This window comes from Nocardia sp. NPDC049190, assembly GCF_040648115.1.
GTDB lineage: Bacteria > Actinomycetota > Actinomycetes > Mycobacteriales > Mycobacteriaceae > Nocardia.
Window position 1 is genome coordinate 180,833 of record NZ_JBEZDE010000003.1, and the last position, 21,133, is coordinate 201,965.

At 66.8% G+C, this 21,133-nt stretch carries 21 protein-coding genes; 9 read left to right on the plus strand and 12 right to left on the minus strand.

Going from position 1 to position 21,133, the window contains the following annotated elements:
* Positions 1 to 266: 266 nt before the first annotated feature.
* From AB0B25_RS04515 to AB0B25_RS04525, 3 genes are all read right to left on the minus strand, one after another.
* Entirely contained in the window at positions 267 to 878 is a 612-nt protein-coding gene (locus AB0B25_RS04515; protein ID WP_357174586.1) for a DUF305 domain-containing protein, read from the minus strand.
* An 84-nt stretch (positions 879 to 962) separates the two neighbouring features.
* On the minus strand, positions 963 to 1,604 hold the full coding sequence (locus AB0B25_RS04520; protein ID WP_357174588.1) for a hypothetical protein: 642 nt from the start codon (positions 1,602 to 1,604) through the stop codon (positions 963 to 965).
* Positions 1,605 to 1,647: 43 nt separating this feature from the next.
* Positions 1,648 to 2,223 (minus strand): hypothetical protein, encoded by a 576-nt coding sequence (locus AB0B25_RS04525; protein ID WP_357174590.1) that lies wholly within the window; start codon positions 2,221 to 2,223, stop codon positions 1,648 to 1,650.
* 738 nt (positions 2,224 to 2,961) lie between these two features.
* Between AB0B25_RS04525 and AB0B25_RS04530 the strand changes: the two genes are divergently transcribed.
* Positions 2,962 to 4,113: a methyltransferase gene (locus AB0B25_RS04530; protein WP_357174593.1), complete on the plus strand. Its 1,152-nt coding sequence runs from the start codon at positions 2,962 to 2,964 to the stop codon at positions 4,111 to 4,113.
* A 335-nt stretch (positions 4,114 to 4,448) separates the two neighbouring features.
* On the opposite strand, the gene AB0B25_RS04535 is transcribed toward AB0B25_RS04530, so the two are convergent.
* Positions 4,449 to 4,781 (minus strand): DUF4333 domain-containing protein, encoded by a 333-nt coding sequence (locus AB0B25_RS04535; RefSeq protein ID WP_357174597.1) that lies wholly within the window; start codon positions 4,779 to 4,781, stop codon positions 4,449 to 4,451.
* Positions 4,782 to 5,164: 383 nt separating this feature from the next.
* Between AB0B25_RS04535 and AB0B25_RS04540 the strand changes: the two genes are divergently transcribed.
* The gene (locus tag AB0B25_RS04540) at positions 5,165 to 6,019 is read left to right on the plus strand and encodes a Bax inhibitor-1/YccA family protein (RefSeq protein WP_357174600.1); all 855 of its coding nucleotides are present in this window, start codon (positions 5,165 to 5,167) and stop codon (positions 6,017 to 6,019) included.
* Between the two features lie 52 nt (positions 6,020 to 6,071).
* On the opposite strand, the gene AB0B25_RS04545 is transcribed toward AB0B25_RS04540, so the two are convergent.
* The 3 genes from AB0B25_RS04545 to AB0B25_RS04555 form a co-directional block, all read right to left on the minus strand.
* Positions 6,072 to 7,292 carry an acetyl-CoA C-acetyltransferase gene (locus AB0B25_RS04545; RefSeq protein WP_357174603.1) on the minus strand — a complete coding sequence of 407 codons (1,221 nt, stop codon included), beginning with the start codon at positions 7,290 to 7,292 and terminating at the stop codon, positions 6,072 to 6,074.
* Between the two features lie 62 nt (positions 7,293 to 7,354).
* On the minus strand, positions 7,355 to 8,221 hold the full coding sequence (locus AB0B25_RS04550) for an SGNH/GDSL hydrolase family protein (RefSeq protein WP_357174606.1): 867 nt from the start codon (positions 8,219 to 8,221) through the stop codon (positions 7,355 to 7,357).
* A 332-nt stretch (positions 8,222 to 8,553) separates the two neighbouring features.
* Complete coding sequence (locus AB0B25_RS04555; RefSeq protein ID WP_357174609.1) at positions 8,554 to 9,015, minus strand: hypothetical protein; 462 nt, start codon at positions 9,013 to 9,015, stop codon at positions 8,554 to 8,556.
* Between the two features lie 104 nt (positions 9,016 to 9,119).
* Between AB0B25_RS04555 and AB0B25_RS04560 the strand changes: the two genes are divergently transcribed.
* Complete coding sequence (locus AB0B25_RS04560; protein ID WP_357174611.1) at positions 9,120 to 10,508, plus strand: cystathionine beta-synthase; 1,389 nt, start codon at positions 9,120 to 9,122, stop codon at positions 10,506 to 10,508.
* Positions 10,509 to 10,765: 257 nt separating this feature from the next.
* Here the strand turns inward: AB0B25_RS04560 and AB0B25_RS04565 are convergent, their stop codons facing one another.
* Positions 10,766 to 11,260, minus strand: coding sequence for a DUF4254 domain-containing protein (locus tag AB0B25_RS04565; RefSeq protein ID WP_357174615.1), 495 nt, complete (start codon positions 11,258 to 11,260; stop codon positions 10,766 to 10,768).
* A gap of 672 nt (positions 11,261 to 11,932) precedes the next feature.
* Here AB0B25_RS04565 and AB0B25_RS04570 point away from each other — a divergent pair.
* The gene (locus AB0B25_RS04570; RefSeq protein ID WP_357174617.1) at positions 11,933 to 12,247 is read left to right on the plus strand and encodes an antibiotic biosynthesis monooxygenase; all 315 of its coding nucleotides are present in this window, start codon (positions 11,933 to 11,935) and stop codon (positions 12,245 to 12,247) included.
* 8 nt (positions 12,248 to 12,255) lie between these two features.
* On the opposite strand, the gene AB0B25_RS04575 is transcribed toward AB0B25_RS04570, so the two are convergent.
* Entirely contained in the window at positions 12,256 to 13,443 is a 1,188-nt protein-coding gene (locus AB0B25_RS04575) for a helix-turn-helix domain-containing protein (protein WP_357174620.1), read from the minus strand.
* Between the two features lie 903 nt (positions 13,444 to 14,346).
* Between AB0B25_RS04575 and AB0B25_RS04580 the strand changes: the two genes are divergently transcribed.
* Positions 14,347 to 14,499: a hypothetical protein gene (locus AB0B25_RS04580; protein WP_357174623.1), complete on the plus strand. Its 153-nt coding sequence runs from the start codon at positions 14,347 to 14,349 to the stop codon at positions 14,497 to 14,499.
* Between the two features lie 672 nt (positions 14,500 to 15,171).
* On the opposite strand, the gene AB0B25_RS04585 is transcribed toward AB0B25_RS04580, so the two are convergent.
* Entirely contained in the window at positions 15,172 to 16,347 is a 1,176-nt protein-coding gene (locus AB0B25_RS04585) for an acyl-CoA dehydrogenase family protein (protein WP_357174626.1), read from the minus strand.
* A 223-nt stretch (positions 16,348 to 16,570) separates the two neighbouring features.
* Between AB0B25_RS04585 and AB0B25_RS04590 the strand changes: the two genes are divergently transcribed.
* Positions 16,571 to 17,713: a cystathionine gamma-synthase gene (locus AB0B25_RS04590; RefSeq protein WP_357174629.1), complete on the plus strand. Its 1,143-nt coding sequence runs from the start codon at positions 16,571 to 16,573 to the stop codon at positions 17,711 to 17,713.
* A gap of 100 nt (positions 17,714 to 17,813) precedes the next feature.
* On the opposite strand, the gene greA is transcribed toward AB0B25_RS04590, so the two are convergent.
* Positions 17,814 to 18,308: a transcription elongation factor GreA gene (gene greA, locus AB0B25_RS04595; RefSeq protein WP_357072292.1), complete on the minus strand. Its 495-nt coding sequence runs from the start codon at positions 18,306 to 18,308 to the stop codon at positions 17,814 to 17,816.
* A 293-nt stretch (positions 18,309 to 18,601) separates the two neighbouring features.
* Positions 18,602 to 19,072, minus strand: coding sequence for a DUF4307 domain-containing protein (locus tag AB0B25_RS04600; RefSeq protein WP_357174631.1), 471 nt, complete (start codon positions 19,070 to 19,072; stop codon positions 18,602 to 18,604).
* 124 nt (positions 19,073 to 19,196) lie between these two features.
* On the opposite strand from AB0B25_RS04600, the gene mca reads away from it, so the two are divergent.
* The 3 genes from mca (at position 19,197) to AB0B25_RS04615 (ending at position 21,094) form a co-directional block, all read left to right on the plus strand.
* Positions 19,197 to 20,063 carry a mycothiol conjugate amidase Mca gene (gene mca / locus AB0B25_RS04605; RefSeq protein ID WP_357174974.1) on the plus strand — a complete coding sequence of 289 codons (867 nt, stop codon included), beginning with the start codon at positions 19,197 to 19,199 and terminating at the stop codon, positions 20,061 to 20,063.
* Entirely contained in the window at positions 20,063 to 20,341 is a 279-nt protein-coding gene (locus AB0B25_RS04610) for a hypothetical protein (protein ID WP_357174633.1), read from the plus strand. The genes mca and AB0B25_RS04610 overlap by 1 nt, the downstream gene beginning before the upstream one ends.
* Positions 20,342 to 20,515: 174 nt before the next feature.
* Positions 20,516 to 21,094, plus strand: coding sequence for a TIGR03086 family metal-binding protein (locus AB0B25_RS04615; RefSeq protein WP_357174635.1), 579 nt, complete (start codon positions 20,516 to 20,518; stop codon positions 21,092 to 21,094).
* Positions 21,095 to 21,133: the final 39 nt, after the last annotated feature.

The following is a 21,133-nucleotide window of genomic DNA, read 5'->3' on the forward strand; positions in this document are numbered from 1 at the left end:
GCGGTGATGCTATAGCCGATTGCCATGGCTCTCCACGAATGAGAAGCACGCCGGACGGCCGCGGAAGCGGATGATGGCAGCGGACGCTGTGGATCAGGCCGTTACGCAGGCGCTATTCGGTTGCGTGCGTGGCGATCCCGGTCAGCACGCCGCGGAGTCCGAACGCGAAGCGCGGGTCCTGTCGACCGACCGCGCATTGTCGCCCGGGATGGTGGTGGATGGGCCGCGCCGATATCGAGGACCACGATATCGGCGCGGCCACGGGCTCAGCTCGGGCCGAGCATGGCGTGCATCTGGTCGATCTCCGTCCGCTGATTCGCGATGATCGTGCGCGCGAGCGCCTGTGCGTCGGCATTCGTGCCCGCGGTCAGTTCGGTCTCGGCCATGGCGACGGCGCCGGTGTGGTGCTCGATCATCATGTTCAGCCACTGACGGTCGAAGTCCGGACCGGACGCGGCCCGCAAGGTGGACATCTGCTCGACCGACATCATGCCGGGCATGCCGTGGCCGGCATGGCCGTCCGTGGTGGGGGCGGGCTTGCCGAAGCTCCGCAGCAACGTGGTGATCTGCTGCATCTCCGGCGCCTGTGCCCGCTCCACCGCCGCGGCGAGGGCGAGTAGCCCTTGGTTCTGGCTGCGGCTGGGCACCAGCTGTGCCATGTCGACGGCCTGCGCGTGGTGCGGGTACATCATCTGCAGAAATGTCACGTCGGCGTTGTCGAAATCGGTGCGGGTCGGCGTGCCCGAGGTCGCCACCGCACTCGATGACATGCCGTGGTCCATGCCCGGCATGGTGTGGGAATCGCCGCTGCCGCAACCGGCGAGGACAAACGCGGTCGCGGCGAGCGCGAGGGTTGTCCGGGTACGGGTGATGAACATGCTTACTCCTTGCGAATGGAACGTCTGCGAGCGGAATGGGCAAAGCCGCGACCGTGGTTCGGACACCCGGAAGCGGCGCAGCTGTCAGATCCGCAGAATCGCCAATTCGGCCAAGGTGGGTACGGTCCACGGTGGCGGTCGTTCTCGCCGTGGACGCCAGTGCCGCGGTAGCGCGCCGCCGGCGGCTTCGTCGACCGCCATTCGGTAGAGCACGACCAGCGCGAACAGTGCGGTGACGGCGACAAGGACGAACACGCAGCCATGCATCCCGCCGTGCGCGCTGCCGCACCCGTCACCAGCGCGATCCGCGTCCGCCGCGACACCGATTCCAGTGGCGCGCGCTGCTGATGTGGCGACACCGATTCCAGCAGCGCGGGCCGTCGACATGACATCACCGACTATCGCGGCGGCGTGCCACGGTCCACCCGCGATGCGGGTATGGGAACCCGACGGTGACATCGGGCCGGACACGTCGTCGGCGATAGTCGTGCCGTGCGCGCTGGCCGCGCGGGTATGACAGGAGACCGTGAACACCGCCGAGTGCATGGCGATGATCCCGGCGAGCAGCACCAGCATGCCGAGCAACCGGGTGGGCCCGGTCACGCGGTCGATGTCGACCCCACCCGTAGCCGAATGCGCCGGGCGCGGCGCGGAGTCCGGGCGGGGCGCGCTGATCTGCGACAACCGGGGCGTGTGGTCGACCACGAAGGTGAGTGTAGTGGCCACGATCCGCGCATACCGGATACCCCGTGGCTGTATCGGTATCGGACTATGGCGCGCCGGCGATGTCGATGACCAGCCGGGTCGGGTTGGACAGGGTGGTCACGGTGAAGGCGGGCCGGTCGGCCCGCACGCCGATGAACGACTGGGTGGCGCCCTCGAAAACCGTCGTCCGGTAGACGCCCGCGATGCCGGGCGCCGCCGGGTCGGTCGCGGGGTCCGGGCCGGAGTACGGCGTCACGGCACTGTCGAACGGGTATGCCGAGCCGAGGATCCGCACTTCGAGGATCGAACGGCCGGCTACGTCGATGAGATTGCCGCTGCCGTCCTGCACCGCACGGTCGGTGTACTGGACGAGCCAGCCGGGCGCGCCGGGACCGTCGAGTTCGTAGACCACGCGATCGAAGCCGGGCTGGTGGCCGAGCCGGATGTTCGTGACCGTCAGCCCGGCGTCGTCGGAGGCCGTGCCACGTTTGGGCGCCGCGTCCGCCGGCATCGCGGGTGCCGCGTCGGCCGAGGTGGTCGGGGCGGAGGCGAGCGAGTTCCCGGGGGTGGTCCCGCCGTTGCCGCAGCCCGCCAGCAGTACTGCCGCGGCTGCGACCATCAGTACCATCCTGTTGCGCATGGGGCTGATGGTACTCAGCCGCCGGCGTCGAACGGCGTAATCGGAGGATGTCTCGGCCAGTTCGTCGCCGGGTGGCCGAGCGAGAACGGCCCGCGGTCGATGCGTCGAGTGGCCGGCGCCATGGCCGGACGGGCCGGCGGCAGTATTGATTGCCACCCAATAACTGAAGGTCGAGATCGACCAGAGGGCGGTAGATACTTCGCTGCACGCGGCCGTCGATGCCGTGCCGAGTGAATTCGGTCGGGGCTCACCGTCGGACCGGCCCGGCCGCGAGCTGTCGACGTAGCCTCCGTTCAATGATCCGCCTGCTGGGCAGTGTCTTTCGTCCGCCGGGCCGAAGGTTCTACGGGCCCCGCAGTGCCAGGTCGGCTACCCGCCGTAGAGGTGTGCCGAAGGCGGCCGATACGGATAGGTTGCTTCGGGATGGTGGCGCAGGAGATCTCAGGCCCGGCTCGCCGAGGCGGTGCGGCTCCGCATTCCGGCGGCACGGTCCGGGGCGTCGGGGGCACACGACCCGGTGAACGTTTCTCCCGTCGTGGCGGGCGGCCGACTGCTCCGTGGCGAAACTCGCCGACGCTCGGACCGAGGAGGGGACGGACGGCACGCTGGCTTCGGCGCACGTCGAATTCGGCTGCGTCCGTTGACCGGTCCGCGGCGAGTGCGCTGACGCGGCGCCACGAGACGTCAATTCGGCGGGGTGGCCGCGACAGTTCGGCAACGATCTAGCACACTTGAGCTGTGGGATATGTCGAGGATGTGCTGAGCCGGCTGCGGCGGTATCCGGATGTGGAGGCGTTGAACCTCTATGCCGTGGATGCCGCCGATCGGTTGATCCTCGACGTCGCTGCGGACGCGCTCGCCACCGTGGATAGCGGAATGGTAGCCGTAATCGGTGATGCTTACGGCGCGCTGACTCTCGGCGCCGTCGCGGGGCATGATCTGCGTGGAGTCCGGGTGCATCAGGATTTGCTGACCGGGGAACTCGCTCTCGCCAACAATGCCCGTTCGCTCGGCCTGTCGGATCGCTACACCGCGCAGCCGCTCGGCGGCCGTTTGCTGAGCGATGTTCGGGTGGTGTTACTTCGCCTGCCACGGATGCTTGCCGGGCTGACCGAGGTCGCCGACGCCATCGCTCGCCACGCCGACCCCGAGGTCGAGGTATTCGCGGGCGGTCGGGACAAGTATTTGACCAAATCGATGAACGATGTTCTCGCCCAGTCGTTTTCCGAGGTGCGCGCCAGCCGTGGTCGGCAGAAGTCGCGCAGCCTGCTCGTCGGCGGTCCGAAACCCGTTGGCGACCCGCCGTTCCCGGTGCGTGCTCGCCTCGACGAGTTGGGTATCGACGTCGTCGCGCACGGCGCCGCCTTCTCCGGCGCCCGGCTCGACATCGGAACCCGGTTCCTGCTCGAGCATCTGAAGTGGATGAAGCCGGACGCCCGCGACGCCATCGATCTCGGCTGCGGCACCGGCATCCTGGCCGTCGCGTTGGCCAAGGCGCGACCAGGGATCAAGGTGGTCGGTACCGATCAGTCCGCTGCCGCGGTGGCATCGGCGCGGGCGACCGCCGACGCGAACGGGCTCGCCGACCGCGTGACGGTCGTGCGCGACGATGCGATGTCCTCGGCCGCGGACAACAGTGCCGACCTCGTGCTGTGCAATCCGCCGTTCCATGTCGGCGCGGCCGTGCACACCGGATCGGCGATCAAGATGTTCACCGAGACCGGCCGGGTGCTGCGTCCTGGCGGGGAATTGTGGACGGTGTACAACTCACACCTCAACTATCGCGGCGTGGTCGAACGAATGGTGGGCCGCACCGAGGTGGTCGGGCGTAACCGGAAGTTCACGGTAACTCGCTCCGTGCGGGGCCTTCACGACCCGAGGCGGCCGTAGCGTCATCTGGCTCGGTGCGGCCGAGGTGCGCGAGGTATCGGCAACGGACACCTCACCGGTGCCCAACGAAACACAGGCGTCGAGCATCCTTGGGTAGGTAGTTCTGTCTGCCACCCCATCCGGATACCTCCGCGCCGCGCTGGTTCCGGCGCCCGCCCCGAAGAGCCTTCCCTTGAACGCAGTCGAATGGTGGCCATCGATGGGCCAAACAGCAGCCATAACCAGCCATAACACTGCGCTCAGCGAGCAGCTGGGACGTGAACACCAACTATGTATCTGGATGAGGGGCTGGAACCGCTTTGGCGGCACCCGGGGTGGGCCGGGTGACGCGGGCGCTAGGAACGGTTCACCGAGATCTCGCCTTGGTCGCTGACAATCTTGACCGACACGTTGTCCGAGTGGAGGTAATCCCAGACCTGACACTCGAACTCGTTGTCCACCTCGACCACGACGGAACCGGGGCAGGTCACTCGGCCGACCGGCTTATCTTTCACGCCCTGCAGCATGTTCGCCACCTGCTGCTGCAATGCGGCCTGGTCCAATATTCGCGGGGGTGCGACCGGGTCGAGATCGGTGCCCATCAGTTTCGCCGTCACCACCACCGCGCACACGGCGACCACTACCGAGGAAAATCGCCGTGACAGTACGAGCGACGTTCTGTTGATCAACCACGCCGACAGTCCTATCTGCCGCACGGGGGACTTGGCAAGACGATCACGGGCGTCGACAACCCGCTACCGTCGACAAGGCCACGCTGTTCGTGTTGGGTTCGGTCACCACGACATATACGGCGACCGGTGCTGGTCGTTCGGTATCGCCGGGCTCGGGACCGAACCTGGAGGCCAGCGCGTGGGGTCGTCCGTCAACGGAAATTTACTGTGACTCGGTGCGTGCGTGGCCCTGCGTGACCCGTGGCAGCGGTAGAGTCCGAATTGTCTGGCTCAGCGAGTCGTCCCGGGAACTCACCACGGACGACAACCGTTGAACAACCAGTTGGATATCGAGTCGACCAACTCGATGAACAACGGCAACGACTCCAGAAAGGGCCGCCGTGCGTACCACGAGCAATCCGGTTTTCAGGAACCTGCCGAGGCAGGAGGGCGGTGGATATGCCGGCTTCGGTTCCGGCGTGACCACTACGGGGCAGTTCGGCAACCAGTACGGTCAGCAGCAGTACGGCCAGTACCCGCAGCCGTATCAGCAGGCGCCCGCCACCAGGGCGATGACCATCGACGATGTGGTGACCAAGACCGGTATCACCCTGGCGGTGCTCGCCCTCTCGGCGATCGTCTCCTACGGGCTCACCGACGCCAACACTTCGCTCGCGCCGCTGTTCGTGATCGTCGGCGGCCTGGTCGGCCTGGTCCTGGTGCTGATCGCGACCTTCGCGAACAAGATGGACAACCCGGTCATCGTGCTGTCCTACGCGGTCGCCGAGGGGCTGTTTCTCGGTGCGCTGTCGTTCATGTTCACCAATATCGAGTTCGGCGGGGTCGGCGGCAGCGCACTGATCGGTCAGGCGGTGCTCGGCACGTTCGGTGTCTTCGCTGGCATGCTCGTGGTCTACAAGACCGGCGCCATCCGGGTAACGCCGCGATTCACCAGGATCATCGTCGGCGCGATGATCGGAGTCCTGGTGCTCGTGCTGGGCAACCTGGTCGCAAGCTTCTTCATCTCCGGCGGTCTCGGCCTGCGGGACGGCGGCCCGCTGGCGATCGTCTTCAGCCTGGTGGTCATCGCGATCGCCGCGTTCAGCTTCCTGCTGGACTTCGACGCCGCCGATCAGTTGATCCGCGCGCAGGCGCCGGAGCGGGCGGCGTGGGGCGTGGCCCTCGGCCTGACCGTCACTCTGGTGTGGCTCTACGTCGAGATCCTGCGACTGCTGAGTTACTTCCAGAACGACTAGCGTCGAATCGAAAGGGCGGTCGCCGTACTTCGGCGACCGCCCTTTCGTCGTCTCAGCTCAGACGCTCGATGACCATCGCCATGCCCTGGCCGCCGCCGACGCACATGGTCTCCAGACCGAACTGCTTGTCGTAGGTCTGCAGGTTGTTGATCAGCGTGGTGGTGATCCGGGCGCCGGTCATGCCGAACGGGTGGCCGAGCGCGATGGCCCCGCCGGAGACGTTCAGCTTGTCCTCGTCGATCTTCAGTTCCCGGGCCGAGCCGAGCACCTGCACCGCGAACGCCTCGTTGATCTCGACCAGGTCGATGTCGTCGATGGTCTTGCCCGCCAGCGTCAGCGCGCGTTTGCACGCCTCGATCGGGCCGAGGCCCATGATCTCCGGTGACAGGCCGGAAACGCCGGTGGACACGATCCGGGCCAGTGGGGTGAGGCCGAGGTCCGCGGCCTTGGTGTCACTCATGATGACCAGCGCGGCGGCGCCGTCGTTGAGCGGACAGCAGTTGCCCGCCGTGACGGTGCCGTCCGGACGGAACACCGGCTTCAGCGCGGCGACCGCGTCGTAGGTGACTCCGGCGCGCGGGCCGTCGTCCGTGCCGACCACCGTGCCGTCCGGCAGCGTCACCGGGGTGATCTCGCGCTCGAAGAAGCCGTTCTCGAGCGCCTCCTCCGCGCGGTTCTGCGAACGCACGCCCCAGCGGTCCTGCTCCTCACGGGTGATGCCGGTGAAGCTCGCGACGTTCTCGGCGGTCTGGCCCATCGCGATGTAGGCATCGGGGAGCAGGCCGCCCGTACGCGGGTCCTGCCAGGCGCCCGCGCCGCCCTCGGCGGTCTTCGCGGTGCGCGCCTGGGCCTCGTCGAACAACGGGTTCTGGGTGTTCGGCCAGCTATCGGCGGAGCCGTTCACGTAGCGGGACACGGTTTCCACACCGGCGGAGATGAACACATCACCCTCGCCCGCCTTGATCGCGTGGAAGGCCATCCTGGTGGACTGCAGCGACGAGGCGCAGTAGCGGTGCACGGTGGTGCCGGGCACGAAGTCGTAGCCGAGCTGCACGGCGACGATGCGGGCGATGTTGAAGCCCTGCTCACCTCCGGGCGAACCACAGCCGAGGATCAGGTCATCGATCTGGGTCGGGTCCAGCGCAGGCACCTTGTCGAGCGCTGCCCGCACAATCTGCGTGGTCAGATCGTCCGGCCGGATATCGACCAGCGAGCCCTTACGGGCCCGGCCGATCGGGGATCGCGCGGTCGAAACGATGACGGCCTCAGGCATGAGGACTCCTTTGTCGAACGGTCCTGACGAACCGGGTTGTTACTCGCGGGTTCGCATCGAATCTACGTCCCGTCGTGGTGCGCGGAAAGCGGGGTCACCTCGTCCAACGCTTCGATCAGCACCGGGAGCAGTTGCACGGCGGCCAGTTCGTAACCCGCCGCGGACGGATGGAAACCGTCCGCCGAGAAAAGGAGTTCGGGCGCGGCGCGGAACTCCGGGCCGAGCAGATGGCCCATCGGCACGGCACGCCCACCCGCGACGGTTGTCGCCACGTTCTGCGCCTTCGCCAAGCGGACGCTCCAGTTACGCACCACGGTCCGCAGCGGCTGCGGGATCGCGGTCACCGTGCCGAGGTCTGGACAGGTGCCGACGACCACCGTCACGTCGGCGCGGCGCAAGCGGGCGACCGCCGCGGCGAGCCTGCGCGCCGAGGCGTGGATCGAGTGCTTTTTGGTGATGTCATTGGCGCCGACGAGGATGATCGCGGCGTTCGGTGGCGGACCCGCCACGAACATCGCGTCCACCTGGCCGGCCAGTCCTTTGGAAGTCGCGCCGGAAATCGCTTTGGTGCTCAACCGGATTCGCCGGCCGGTTGCCTCGGCGAGACCGCGGGCCAGGCGCACCCCCGGCACTTCGTCGGCGACGAGACAGCCGACGCCCGCCGCCGTGGAGTCGCCGAAGATCATCAGATGCAGGTCGGCGGATTTCCCGGTGCGCCATGACTTCGGCGCCGGGCAGCCCGCGGTGTAGACACCGTCCGCCTCGGGTGGTTTCGACGTATCCCGTCCGATCACGCCGCGCGCGACCCCCGCTTGGGCAATGAGCAGGCGATAGGCAACCCACCACGCAGTGCCCGCGCCCGAACCGGCAAGTACGGTCGCGGCGCCGGTCACTGCGGCAGTACGCCAACGGAACCGAGGTGCGTTCACGTCAGGATTCTACGAAGCCGGGCCGGGTCACCGAGCCCCGGAATGTCGAACGGGTCCGCACGAGGTCCGCGGCGTGCGTCGGGTTGTCCACAGGCACCTGTCGGTTGCCGCGCTCACGGCCTGGCAGCGTCCGGTTTGCTGGTGCGGTCCGTGATCGATGCCACAGTGCGGTTCCGTCGAGAAACGCGCGGCGAAGACGGTGGCTCCGTCCGGTCGCAGGCACTGCTGCGATGCGACTGTGCCGGCCCGTCGGCGCGGGTCGACCCGGCGCCACGAACGCGCGGCGGGCGGGGATGCTCGCGGCGTCGGCGGACACGGTTATTTCGAGCGGGTCAGCCCGGCACCACGAACGTACCGCGGGCGGGGATGCTCGCGGCGTCGGTGGACACGGTCACCTCGACGACTCCGGGACCGGTGTCTTGGAACAGCGCGTACTGGATGCTGCCGTAAATGCCGGTGACCACCACGTTGTCGTAGCTGCCTGTCGCGCCGGTGGTGGTGTTGCGCCAGGCGACCATGGTGCGAACCTCGCATAGTGGCGCGAGCGGGTAACTGCCGGGCCCCACGCCGGAGACCGGTAGCGCGCGCACGTTGAGAATGGCGCGGCCCGGCCATTCGGGGCTGGTGTCGGCCCAGGTGCGAATGCTGGTCCAGCACAGACCGCCGCGCGCCAGCGTGGGCACCTGGGGAAATTCGATGGTGGTCGCGTTCGCCTGCACACCGGATCCGACCAACAGGGCCACGGCTGATCCGGCCAGGATTGTGGCGCCACGGGCGATGTTCGGCTGCCTCATGGCTGCCGATCCTAAAGGTATGGGTACCGATTGGGGGGTAGTCCGACGCGCTCGCGCGCGGCGCGCGCGAACACACAGTTAGCGCGTCTGCAACTATGGGGGACATGCGCATCGCGGATCATGTCGTGGACCTCATCGGCAATACCCCGCTGGTCCGGTTGAACTCGGTCGTGGGGTCGAACGCAGGGCTGGTGGCGGCCAAGATCGAATACCTGAATCCCGGGGGCAGCTCCAAGGACCGGATCGCGGTGAAGATGATCGACGCCGCCGAGAAGTCCGGGGAACTGCGCGCCGGCGGCACCATCGTCGAGCCCACGTCCGGCAACACGGGCGTCGGCCTGGCGCTGGTCGCGCAGCAGCGCGGCTACAACTGCGTGTTCGTCTGCCCGGACAAGGTCAGTGAAGACAAACGCAACGTGCTGCGTGCCTACGGCGCCGAGGTCGTGGTGTGCCCGACCGCTGTGCCGCCGGACCACCCGGACAGTTACTACAGCGTCTCCGACCGCCTGGTCCGGGAGATCGACGGTGCGTGGAAACCCGACCAGTACTCCAACCCGGGCGGCCCGGACAGTCACTACGAGACGACCGGCCCGGAGATCTGGCACGACACGGACGGCAAGGTCACCCACTTCGTGGCCGGTGTCGGCACCGGCGGCACCATCACCGGCACCGGCCGCTATCTCAAGGAGGTGTCCGGCGGCAAGGTCGAGATCATCGGCGCCGACCCGGAGGGTTCGGTGTACTCCGGCGGAACCGGACGGCCATACCTGGTCGAGGGCGTCGGCGAGGATTTCTGGCCCTCCGCCTACGACCCCGCCGTGCCGGACGAGATCATCGCGGTGTCCGACGCGGATTCCTTCGAGATGACCAGGCGGCTGGCCCGTGAGGAGGGCCTGCTGGTCGGCGGCTCGTGCGGTATGGCCGTGGTCGCCGCCATCGAGGTGGCGCGGCGAGATCCGGACGCGGTGGTCGTGGTGCTGCTGCCGGACGGCGGTCGCGGATACCTGTCGAAGATCTTCAACGATCGGTGGATGAGCTCCTACGGCTTCCTGCGCGAGCGGTTGGACGGCACCGCCGAGCCGTTGGTCGGCGACGTGCTGCGCGGCAAGTCCGGTGAGCTGCCCGACCTGGTGCACACCCATCCCTCGGAGACCTTGCGCGATGCGATCGAGATCCTGCGCGAGTACGGGGTGTCGCAGATGCCCGTGGTCGGGGCCGAGCCGCCGGTCATGGCGGGCGAGGTCGCGGGCAGTGTGTCCGAGCGCGATCTGCTGTCGGCGGTGTTCGAAGGCCGTGCGCAGCTGACCGATTCGGTGTCCATGCACATGAGCCCGTCGTTCCCGCTGATCGGTTCGGGCGAACCGCTCTCGGCCGCCACGAAGGCGCTGTCGGACACCGACGCGCTGATGGTGGTCGAGGAGGGCAAGCCCGTCGGCGTCATCACCCGCCACGATCTGCTCGGTTTCCTCAGCACGGGGAGCATCGGAAAGTAGTAGGCGCATGGGGCATCCGGTCGGCTGATCGCGGAACATGATTCCGGGCGATCTGTCATCGGTTTTCGTGCGCACGTCTCTTCTGCGTACATTTCTTTTGTGCGGAAGAATGCGCACGAAACAATACCGGTCTCGGCGCGGCAACACCGGTGTAGGCATTACCTCTGTCAATGCCCCGCTGTTCACGGTAGGGCGAACGTGACCAGAGGCTCAGGCGCGCCGTCTGCCGCGTGCCCGCTCGCGGACGCCGCCGGTGATCAGGTCGGTCCACTCATCGGCCAGTAGCGCCAGGCGATACCACGCCGCGTGCACCCGGTCGTCGGAGACTTTTCGGCGGTACGCAGCAGATGGCTGGCCTGGACGTGGGCCGCGGCCATGCGATCGACCGTGGCGCCGAGGGATCTCGTGCGCAGATGTTCGGTCGAGCGCTGACGCGGCAGCTGATCGGTCACCCACGCGTCGATGGCGGCCACCAGTTCGGCACGGCGGCAGTCGATTCCGGCGGCGGCCAGCGGGTCGGCCTGTCGATGCCGGCGCAGGGTGGCAAGCATCCCGGCCCAGCCGACCAGCGGGTGGTCCTCGGCCGGGTCGTCGCGATGCTCGCCGAAGGCGGCGACCAGCGCACGCTGATCCGGCACCTTCCGGACGCCGCTACGGCTGTGCTGCGGTGTGTGGTTACGCACGAACATGGCAGGCCCCAGCGCGTTCGATGCCGAAGTTCCTCCGATGGGGTCGGTCGACCGTGTATGCATCGGGCATCTCCGGTCAGGTCGGAGGGTCGTATCGTCCGATGCCGGGTCCCCAATTAGCGTGCGCGGTGCCGCGGAGTGCCGATGGCACGCCACGCTACCGCACTGATAGAGCGTGACGATGTCCTCCGCTCACCGCGCACCCGAGAGGTGACGGCCGAACCCGAATCTTCGTGAGCGTTGCATATGTGATGAATACCACAGTGCGCGTGCTTCTTGTCTGAATCGCGGCCAGTGCTACCGATCGAGTATGCGCAGTGCATTGGTCAGATGGGGATCAGGCCGTAATTCGCAATGCGGCGTGCGGCATTCGACTCGGTCCGAAGTGGACCTCGGTCACAGTTGCGGCGGGCGTGCCGGGTGGTGACGAGATCGGCTACGCGTAATCGGATGCCGGGGGCAGTTGGATCTCCCACGCCGCGCGAACCTCCGGTTTGATATCGACGTCGACCCGCCGTGCCGTTCTGTGCGCACACCGTCCACGCTGCGCATGAGCCAGCTGATGTCGATGGCGTCGCCGAGCGTGCTGGCATACGGCGCGACCGTCGGCTGCTGCATCCGATGCCGCAGATCGGTGGAGTGGTGTCCTCGCCGCCTCGTGCCGAGGACTGGGTGTGCGGCTGATCGCATGTACCGTGATCGCGTCCGGGCCTGACATCTTGTCGAGGAGATTGCATGCACGCTCTCGTTGTGAAGTTCGCTCTGCAAGACGCCGAGAAGGCCGCGTTGTTCGATCAGTTGGTTGCGGAGACCGTTGCGGACATAACTGCACTCGAGCCCGGAACATTGGTGTACGCCACCCACACCGTCGCGGACGAACCGTTGTCGCGGATCTTCTACGAGGTTTACCGGGACCAGGAAGCGTTCGAGGAACACGAACGGCAGCCGCACACGCGACGATTCCTAGACCAGCGCAGCAACTACATAGCGTCATTCTGGGTTGAGTTCTTGACACCCATAGTCGTGAAAGGCCTCCCAGGCACGGTTTGATCTGCTGCTCAAAGGTTTCTGGTGACCCCACACCACACCGCAAAGTCATGCACGGTATTCCCCCGGCGCGCCTCTGCTCGTGCCAGCGCCCTGACCGTCTCATGAACCATCGGGTTGTACCTAGTCTGTGACGGCGCAACAGACCTCGCGGTCTGGAGTGCGTCCAATGCTCGGCCGCGATCACCATGCACTAGATACGCCCGAGACAGATCGATGAAATGGTGGCCGACCCGCTCTTTCGGCGTCCCCGCTGGGATAACCAGTACTCTCGCACGGTCGAGCGCTTCCGCATAGTCCATGCCCTCGACAGCAAGCGCGACCGCCCAAATACCCACGTTCGTGGGACCGAACGACAGGATCGGGTCGTTGTCATTGCCAACGCGCAGCGCGGACTGGCGCGCCTCGGTGAGGTGAGCGTTAGCGAGGTCCCGCTTTCCTGATCTGGAGGCAGCGAGCCCGGATTGCAGGTGCAGGCCACCCCAGGCGATGAGGTCGCTCCGTTGCCCGAGGCCGAGCCGTGGTTCGATGCTGGACCGGCAGCGCTCCAGGAACTGTAAGGCCGCCGACCAGTCGCCACCGGAAGTTAGGAGGGCAGCGCGGTGGAATTGGCCAGTGGCGATCCACAGCTGATCATCCGATCCACCTGCGGCCCACGTCAAGCGGTCGATAGCGAGAGCCGCCAAGTCTGTGTAGCCGAGCTTGTGGGCGAGACTGTGCGCTGAGTAGTACAGCTCACACAGTAGGGTGAGCGCACGATCACGATCACGACCGCTGAGTCGATGTACGGCGGCCCGGACTTCACCTAAGAGAGATGGCAGTACCTGTGCGAGGCGATGAAAAGACGCCGCCCGCCGACATTTTCCCACATTGTCGACCTCGGTCGCGATCTGCGATAGCGGTCGGACCGCCGAGATAGCGGAGTTGTCGAGGTCGTAGGCGGCCAGCTCGGAACGCAGTGCCGCGATCGCTGCGTGTACTTCACTGTCCTGCCCTGGGATCGGCGCGTATGGCTGCCCGGTTAGTTCGGTGACACTGACACGCAACGCTTTCGACACCGCTCCGAGGAATGCTGGCGTGGCCGGCACCCGCCGCTGTTCGACCGATCGGACCAGACCGATCGATACGTCTGCCTTTATCGCAAGTTGCTGTTGGGTGAGCCCCGCCAGCTTTCGAGTCTGAGCGACTCGTGTTGCCACGCTGCGACGGTCCTCGGTTATTGCGGTCACCGCTCTATTCAACGCCCCTCGCTGTGTCGAGAGTACGAAAAACTTTCGCACTTCGTGCTCTTTCGCTGCGGCAAATTTTATTCAGCCTCCCTGCAACTGGTCTCCCGACCTGGGCGCTGGGTGGCAGACCATACACAACACGACGCCCGGGGGTGCATACCAATGCCCGACGCAGTCCTGACAAACAAATTCGAGCCGACGACGGTCGAGCTGCTGGAGCGCTTGGCCGATGGCCGCCGCAGACCCGCCAGCGAGCCTCGACCCACATCGATTGAACGTCAGGGGGGCGAGCGGAAATGCCGATAGCCTTGCTGATCGCTTTCACGGTAGCCGCTGCACTCTATGCCACGATCCACTTTCTCGACCGCCCCATGACGATCGACACCTGCCACCCCGCGCCAGATTCTCCATACACACCAGAGGTTGCGCACATGGTGTGGCAGAACCGGATCGCCTGCGACACCAGGACCTGCGCCGACAAGGCCGCGGCGCTCGATGTGCTCATCGCCGCCAAGCTCGTCAAGCCGGCGCGGGCTGCCCGGTGAACGCCGTAGTTCCCACCTACCAACTGAATGGTTGGCGCCTGCAGAAGTGCGATGACAACTACATCAGCGGGTCGAGCATGCCCGGTTCGCCATGACCGCACACGCAGGGCACGGCGGGTACCCGCTATTCCTCGCGGCTCTGGACCGGATGTCGGTGGTGCTCGGATGAGCGGGTTGGCGGCGACCGCGAGTACCCGCGGATGATCATGCCCCCGCGGCGCGCCGAAGGAATCTTCGACGTCCACGAAACCGGTGAGCCGCCGTCTCCTTGCAAGCTGAGCGCACTCCCGCGGCTACCGCTCGAACCCGCCGCAGTCCGGGCCCCGGGATGAGCTGGCGGCCGGTGTGGGATCCGGACTTCCGCCGAAACCAGCGCCAGGGATGGCTGGAGCGCGAGGACGGGTCGATCGCCATGGTGTGCGGCGATGGAACGGTCATCGACATCGAGCCCGCCGAAGACGTGGGCGACCGCCCCGCATGAGCCTTGCGACATCAGTCGGCTAGCCAAAAGGGTCGAGTGGAAAGCGGTCGCGGCCGACCCACCCGCGGCACTGACAGGTTCGGTCCCGGGGCGGGCCGTACCTTGCATGGGCAAGGAAGACCAGCCACCTATCTCTCGCGTGCGGTCGGCCGAACCTGTACAACCCTGCCGCGGCGCCGACACGCGGTTGGGCAGCCTGCCTGCGAGGTCGGCGCCCACGATCGCGCCGCTCTCGTCACGGGTGACATAGCCGCGTTGGCCCTGCAAACCGCCGCTGGTGACGATGCACTCGTCGCCGGGCAGCAGGCCGATGTCGCTGGTGTGCCCCAGGGCAGGATGTTCGACTTTGCACGTTGTAACCGCTCCGAGATGGCCGGCCCGCTGTTCGGCGAGTTCGGGGCAGCACCACGGGGGTAAATGGTCTATCGACTACGCCACCGGGTTCGAGCCGAGCAACGCGGGCTCCGCGGCCGGTGCCATCTCACTCGCCATGGCACCGGTGGTTTCGCCTAAACTGTGATGATCGGTTCGACTCGTGCCGGGCGGCAGTGCTACCTGGTCCTCGGCTCGTATGCCATCTGGCACCACCACATCGGCAGGGTAGCCACGGGCGCCCGGCCGTCCAGCGGGAGAGCTATCCTGCCCGGTCGACGCCTCAGGTGAAAGGTGTGGTCACCGAAAAGCATTCGCCTCGGTCAGCGCCCGACCGAGCACCAGTTGGTGTACTTCCGCTGTGCCCTCATAGGTGAGCACGGACTCCAAATTGTTCGCATGGCGAAGCACCGGGTAGTCGAGCGTGATGCCGTTGGCGCCGAGAATGGTGCGACACTCACGGGCGATCGTGATCGCCTCACGCGTGCTGTTCAGTTTGCCCGCGCTCACCTGTTCCGGGGTGACCTCGCCGCGGTCCTTCAGACGCCCGATATGCAGCGCGAGCAACTGGCCCTTGCCGAACTCCAGCGCCATATCGGCCAGTTTGGCCTGGGTCAGTTGATAGGCGGCCAGCGGTTTGTCGAAGACTTCCCGGGTCCTTGCGTATTCGATGGTCGTGGTAAGGCAGTCGCGGGCCGCGCCGAGCGCGCCGAAGACGATGCCGAACCGTGCTTCGCTCAGGCAGGCCAGCGGCGCGCCGAGGCCGCGCGAGTGCGGAAGCACCGCGTCGGCGGGGAGACGAACGTCGTCGAAGTCCAGTTCCGCGGTGACTGATGCGCGCAGGGACAACTTGCGATGCATTTCCCGGGCGGTGAAGCCGGGCGTGTCGGCCGGAACCAGGAACCCGCGGATCACCTGCTTGCCCTCGTCCTCGGTCTGCGCCCAGACCACCGCGACATCGGCCACCGATCCGTTGGTGATCCACATCTTCGAGCCGCTGAGCACCCAGTCGGCGCCGTCGCGCTTGGCTTTGGTGCGCATGCCGCCGGGGTTGGAGCCGAAGTCCGGTTCGGTGAGCCCGAAACAGCCGAGCGCCCGGCCCGCGGCCAGCTCCGGCAGCCACTGCTGCTTCTGTTCCTCGGAGCCGTACCGGTGAATCGCGGTCATCGCCAGCGAGCCCTGCACCGACACCATGCTGCGCACGCCGGAGTCGACCGCCTCCAGCTCCTGGCAGGCCAGTCCGTAGCTGGTCGCCGACATCCCGGCGCACCCGTAGCCCTGCAGGTGCATGCCGAGCAAGCCGAGTTTGCCGAGCTCCGGCGCGATCTCGCGGACCGGGAAGGTGCCCGCCTCGAACCAGTCCGCGACGTGCGGTCGCAGCCGCCGGGCCGCGAAGGCCGCGACGGTGTCCCGGATCGCACGCTCATCCTCAGACAGCAGGGCATCGGTGGCGAACAGTTCTTCGACAGTGACCATGGCCTCAGCCTAAACGGCTGTCCGATCGTTGCGACCGAGCTCACTTCGCCGATCCAGGCGGGGAACTTCGATGAACTTCGACCTGTTCGCGCCGGCCATGTCGCTCGATCGGCCGCAGCGGCGATACCGCTGTGTCGATACCGATCCGGCGCCGCGGGCGGTTCGTCCTCGCGAGAGGCCCACCGGGAAGTTGCCCGGGAATCGCCCCGATTAGGCTGAGGCCATGAGCGAGCTGGGATTCTCCACACGGGCCGTGCACGCCGGGTTCGATCCTGACCCCCAGACCGGCGCGGTGAACGTGCCCATATACGCGAGTTCGACGTTCGCCCAGGACGGTGTGGGTGGGTTGCGCGGCGGTTTCGAGTACGCCCGAACCGGTAACCCGACGCGCTCGGTGCTCGAAGCGAATCTCGCCGCGCTCGAATCGGGCCGCCACGGCCGGGCATTCGCTTCGGGCATGGCCGCGACCGATTGTGCGCTGCGTGCCACGCTGCGGCCCGGTGACCACATCGTTATCCCCGACGACGCCTACGGCGGCACTTTCCGGCTGATCGACAAGGTGTTCAGCCAGTGGGGCATCGAGCACTCGCCCGCGCACGTGTCCAACGTGGACGAGATGCGCGCCGCGATTCGGCCGAACACCAAGCTGGTCTGGGTCGAGACCCCGACCAACCCGTTGCTGAGCATCGGTGACATCCCCGCACTGGCCGAGGTCGCGCACGCCGCAGGCGCCAAACTGGTGGTGGACAACACCTTCGCGACCCCGTATCTGCAGCAGCCGCTGCTGCTCGGCGCGGACATCGTGGTGCACTCCACCACCAAGTACCTGGGTGGCCACTCCGACGTGATCGGTGGCGCGCTGATCACCGATGATCCGGAGCTGGACGCGGCATTCGCGTTCCTGCAGAACGGTGCGGGGGCGGTGCCCGGCCCGTTCGACGCCTTCCTCACCCTGCGCGGCACCAAGACGCTCGCGCTGCGGATGGACCGACACTGCGACAATGCCGAAACCCTCGCGGAGTTCCTGTCCGGACATTCGGCGATCTCCCAGGTGATCTACCCGGGACTGCCCGAACATCCTGGCCATGGCGTCGCGGGCAAGCAGATGCGCCGGTTCGGCGGGATGATCTCGGTGCGCCTGCACGGCGATGCGGAGGCGGCCCGCAAGTTCTGCGCACGTACCGAGGTGTTCACCTTGGCCGAATCACTGGGCGGCGTCGAGTCGCTGATCGAGCATCCGGCCGCGATGACGCACGCGTCCACCGAGGGCTCGCAGCTCGAGGTGCCCGCGGACCTGGTGCGGCTTTCGGTCGGTATCGAGGATGTCAGCGACCTGCTCGCAGACATCGAGCAGGCGTTGAGCTAGGTTCGCGGATATGAGGAAGCGGCCGCACCCGATGATCGGGCGCGGCCGCTCGTGTCCACGGGGGAGATGTCGGCCGGGCGCAGCGCCGCGGCCGAGAGCGTCAGCTGTGGTAGGGCTCGGCGCTGAGCAAGGTGACCTTCATCGTGTTGCCGTTGGGCAACGTGTACTCCCGGGTCTCGCCCACCTTGGCGTTGATCAACGCGCCACCCAGCGGGGAACTCGGCGAGTAGGTCTCCAACTTGGAATCGCTGAGCCCCTCTTCGCGGGTGGCGATGAGGAAGGTTTCGGTGTCGGACTCGTCGCCGTCGTAGTAGACCTTGACGACCGAGCCGGGGAGTGCGACGCCGGACTTGGTGGGTGCGACGCCGACCTTGGCGTTGTTCAGCAGCTCCTGCAGTTGGCGGATTCGCGCCTCCTGCTGGCCCTGTTCCTCGCGCGCGGCGTGGTAACCACCGTTCTCCTTGAGATCGCCTTCTTCACGGCGTTCGTTGATTTCGGCGGCGATGATCGGACGATTGGCGATGAGCGCGTCGAGTTCGCCTTTGAGCCTGTCGTGCGACTCCGGGGTCAGCCAGGTCACTTGCGTCTCAGTCATCTCGATCACTCCCTAGTAGTTGTTCCCGGCAGGCCGGGATTCCCTGAGCACTACTGCAGTACCCACCGTGGGTGGGCATGCACCAGTCGACGGCTAGAGCGATCCTGAGAAGTTCATCGAACCCCGACAGACCCTGGTCACGGGCAAACGCGCAAGCCCGAACCCTCAGCGCTGGCCGCCAATGCAGCAAACACGGCTCCGAACCCCGGAACCGTGTATCAAGCCATTTTAGCATGAATCACAAACGTGCAGGTCGGAGTTAATTTCGAGGACCCCGCGCACGAAAAGTGCCGTCAGCCCGCTCGAAGATAGCTGGGTACCTGATCGCTGCACGCGTAGATGCTGCCCGACACCGGGCGAGCCGAGGAACGGACGATGGTGGTCAGCTCGACCGTGCCGCTCGCCGAAGGTTCGACCAGCACTTCTCGGCGGCCCAGTTCGGAGCCGTCGCGCGCCATCGCACGGACGAAACACACCGCGGGTTGCGCGGGATCGGCACGGGTGATTTTGAGCCGGATCGACATGGTCGAGTCGTCGACGACGGTATAGCCGAGCTGCTCTGCCTCGATGGCCTCCGGGCCGTATTTCAGATAGCCGAGATAGGCGACGCCGAGCCCCGTCAGTACCACCAGCAACCCGAGGACCAGCGGAATCCATCGGCGGCGCACCGGCGGCTTCGTGCCGTACCGGTCGGCGGGGCGCTGACTGGGCGCCGCGGACGCGATCGTCGCGTCACCACCGGGTTCCGGCGCGGGCTCGGTCATGGACGGTCACTCCCGGGGGTACGTTCGGAACAAATGGTGGTCGAATGGAACTATAGGGAACGACGAGCAGACACCCGCGACCGAGAGCGATGAGGTGAACGAGAACGTGAGTGGCCTTCGCCTCATGGCGGTGCATGCCCACCCCGACGACGAATCGAGCAAGGGCGCGGCGACGACCGCCCGGTACGCCGATGAAGGACACGACGTCCTCGTCGTCACGCTGACCGGTGGCGAACGCGGAAGCATCCTCAACCCGGCCATGGACACGCCGGGCGTCCTGGAGCGGATCGACGAGATCCGCCGTGCGGAGATGGCCGCCGCGGCTCGTGCGCTCGGCGTGCGCCAGCAGTGGCTGGGTTTCGTCGACTCGGGCCTGCCGGAGGGCGACCCGCTGCCGCCGCTGCCGGAGGGCAGCTTCGCGTTGGTTCCGCTGGAAGAAGCCACCGAGGCGCTGGTGCGGGTGGTGCGCGAGTTCAAGCCGCATGTGATGACGACCTACGACGAGACCGGCGGCTACCCGCATCCGGATCACATCCGCTGCCATGAGGTGTCGATCGCCGCCTTCGAGGCCGCGGGCGACCCCGAGCGCTTCCCCGACGCCGGCGAGCCGTGGGCGCCGTTGAAGCTGTACTACGACCACGGGTTCAGCATGCGGCGCATGGAAGTGTTCGCCGAGGAGTTCGAGCGCATCGGCGAGCCGTTCCCGTTGCAGGAGTGGCTCGACCGGATGCGCAAGTACCAGGCCGAGCGCGGTGATGTGCCATCGCGAATCACCACCCGGATCGAGTGCGCCAAGTACTTTCCGCAGCGAGACGACGCTTTGCGCGCGCACGCGACGCAGATCGACCCGAACGGCGCCTTCTTCGCCATTCCGATGGACGTGCAGCAGCGCCTGTGGCCGACGGAGGAATTCGAGCTGGCCCGGACCAGGGTGGAGACCGACATCCCGGAGACCGACCTGTTCGCGGGCATCCAGGACGAGCAGCGGTGATGCTGGTTCTGCTCGCCCAGACGCCCGGCACCCCGACCGGGCCCGAGTTCGGCAAGGCATCGCCGCTCGGGCTGGTCATCATCCTTATCTTGCTCGCGGGCACGGTCCTGCTGGTCCGGTCGATGAACCGGCATATCAAAGGCCTACCCGCCACCTTCGAGCCCGAGCATCCCGAACCGGACCAGGAGGCCGACGAGGGAACCGAGCACGGCATTGCCCGCCGCACCGGTGCGGAGTCGAGCGACGCGGATTCCGAGGGGCGCGCCGAGTCGAGCTGACCTGTGCGAGCGTGCTGAACTGCGTGATGGCTTTCGCACCTCCTACCGTCTCCGCGGTCGCTCGGAAGCACACCGCTGGCAACCAATTCGGCGCAAAGTGGTGTTCGCAATGTCGCGCGCTGGTCGGTGTCCTGTGTTACCAATTCAGCGATACCGCTCGACCGAAGGAAGCTCATGGACAACGTGATCGGACAGATCGACCGCGCGCTGGACGCGACCGGAGCGATCGTCGCCGCTGTGGGAGACGCGGGCCTGGCCGCGCCGACGCCGTGCCTGGAATGGGACGTGCGGACCGTCCTCAACCACACCGTGGGTGGCATACATCTGTTCGCGGCCGCCCTGAGCGGCACGGACGCGGGAGCTGACCATGATTCCGATTGGCTCGGCAGCGATCCGCAGGGCGCGTTCGCCGCGGCGGCGGAGGTGGATCGCGCGGTGTGGCATCGGCCGGACGCGCTCGACGCCACCGTGGACATTTCGCTGGGCGAACTGCCGGGGCCCGCGGCGGCGCTGGTACATCTCACCGAGGTTCTCGTGCACGGCGTCGATATCGCGGTGGCCATCGACCGGCCGGATCTGGCTGATGATGGGTTGTGTGGCGAATTGCTCGCCACCATGCAGGCGATGGGCGGTATCGATTCCTTCCGCGCGCCCGGCATTTTCGGGCCGGAAGTCGCCGTCCTCGGGGATGCACCGGCGCACCGCCGACTCTTGGCCTATGTCGGACGCGAGGTGTCGACTCGGACTCCGTAGCGGGCACATCGCTGCGGTATTGTCAGATTTCGGGGGTCG

Coding starts and splice junctions, on each gene's coding strand:
- AB0B25_RS04515 (WP_357174586.1), bottom strand. CDS start 878: ATGTTCATCACCCGTACCCGGACAACCCTCGCGCTCGCCGCGACCGCG.
- AB0B25_RS04525 (WP_357174590.1), bottom strand. CDS start 2,223: ATGCGCAACAGGATGGTACTGATGGTCGCAGCCGCGGCAGTACTGCTG.
- AB0B25_RS04545 (WP_357174603.1), bottom strand. CDS start 7,292: ATGCCTGAGGCCGTCATCGTTTCGACCGCGCGATCCCCGATCGGCCGG.
- AB0B25_RS04555 (WP_357174609.1), bottom strand. CDS start 9,015: ATGAGGCAGCCGAACATCGCCCGTGGCGCCACAATCCTGGCCGGATCA.
- AB0B25_RS04560 (WP_357174611.1), top strand. CDS start 9,120: ATGCGCATCGCGGATCATGTCGTGGACCTCATCGGCAATACCCCGCTG.
- AB0B25_RS04565 (WP_357174615.1), bottom strand. CDS start 11,260: ATGCATACACGGTCGACCGACCCCATCGGAGGAACTTCGGCATCGAAC.
- AB0B25_RS04570 (WP_357174617.1), top strand. CDS start 11,933: ATGCACGCTCTCGTTGTGAAGTTCGCTCTGCAAGACGCCGAGAAGGCC.
- AB0B25_RS04580 (WP_357174623.1), top strand. CDS start 14,347: ATGAGCTGGCGGCCGGTGTGGGATCCGGACTTCCGCCGAAACCAGCGC.
- AB0B25_RS04585 (WP_357174626.1), bottom strand. CDS start 16,347: ATGGTCACTGTCGAAGAACTGTTCGCCACCGATGCCCTGCTGTCTGAG.
- AB0B25_RS04590 (WP_357174629.1), top strand. CDS start 16,571: ATGAGCGAGCTGGGATTCTCCACACGGGCCGTGCACGCCGGGTTCGAT.
- greA (WP_357072292.1), bottom strand. CDS start 18,308: ATGACTGAGACGCAAGTGACCTGGCTGACCCCGGAGTCGCACGACAGG.
- AB0B25_RS04600 (WP_357174631.1), bottom strand. CDS start 19,072: ATGACCGAGCCCGCGCCGGAACCCGGTGGTGACGCGACGATCGCGTCC.
- mca (WP_357174974.1), top strand. CDS start 19,197: ATGGCGGTGCATGCCCACCCCGACGACGAATCGAGCAAGGGCGCGGCG.
- AB0B25_RS04610 (WP_357174633.1), top strand. CDS start 20,063: ATGCTGGTTCTGCTCGCCCAGACGCCCGGCACCCCGACCGGGCCCGAG.
- AB0B25_RS04615 (WP_357174635.1), top strand. CDS start 20,516: ATGGACAACGTGATCGGACAGATCGACCGCGCGCTGGACGCGACCGGA.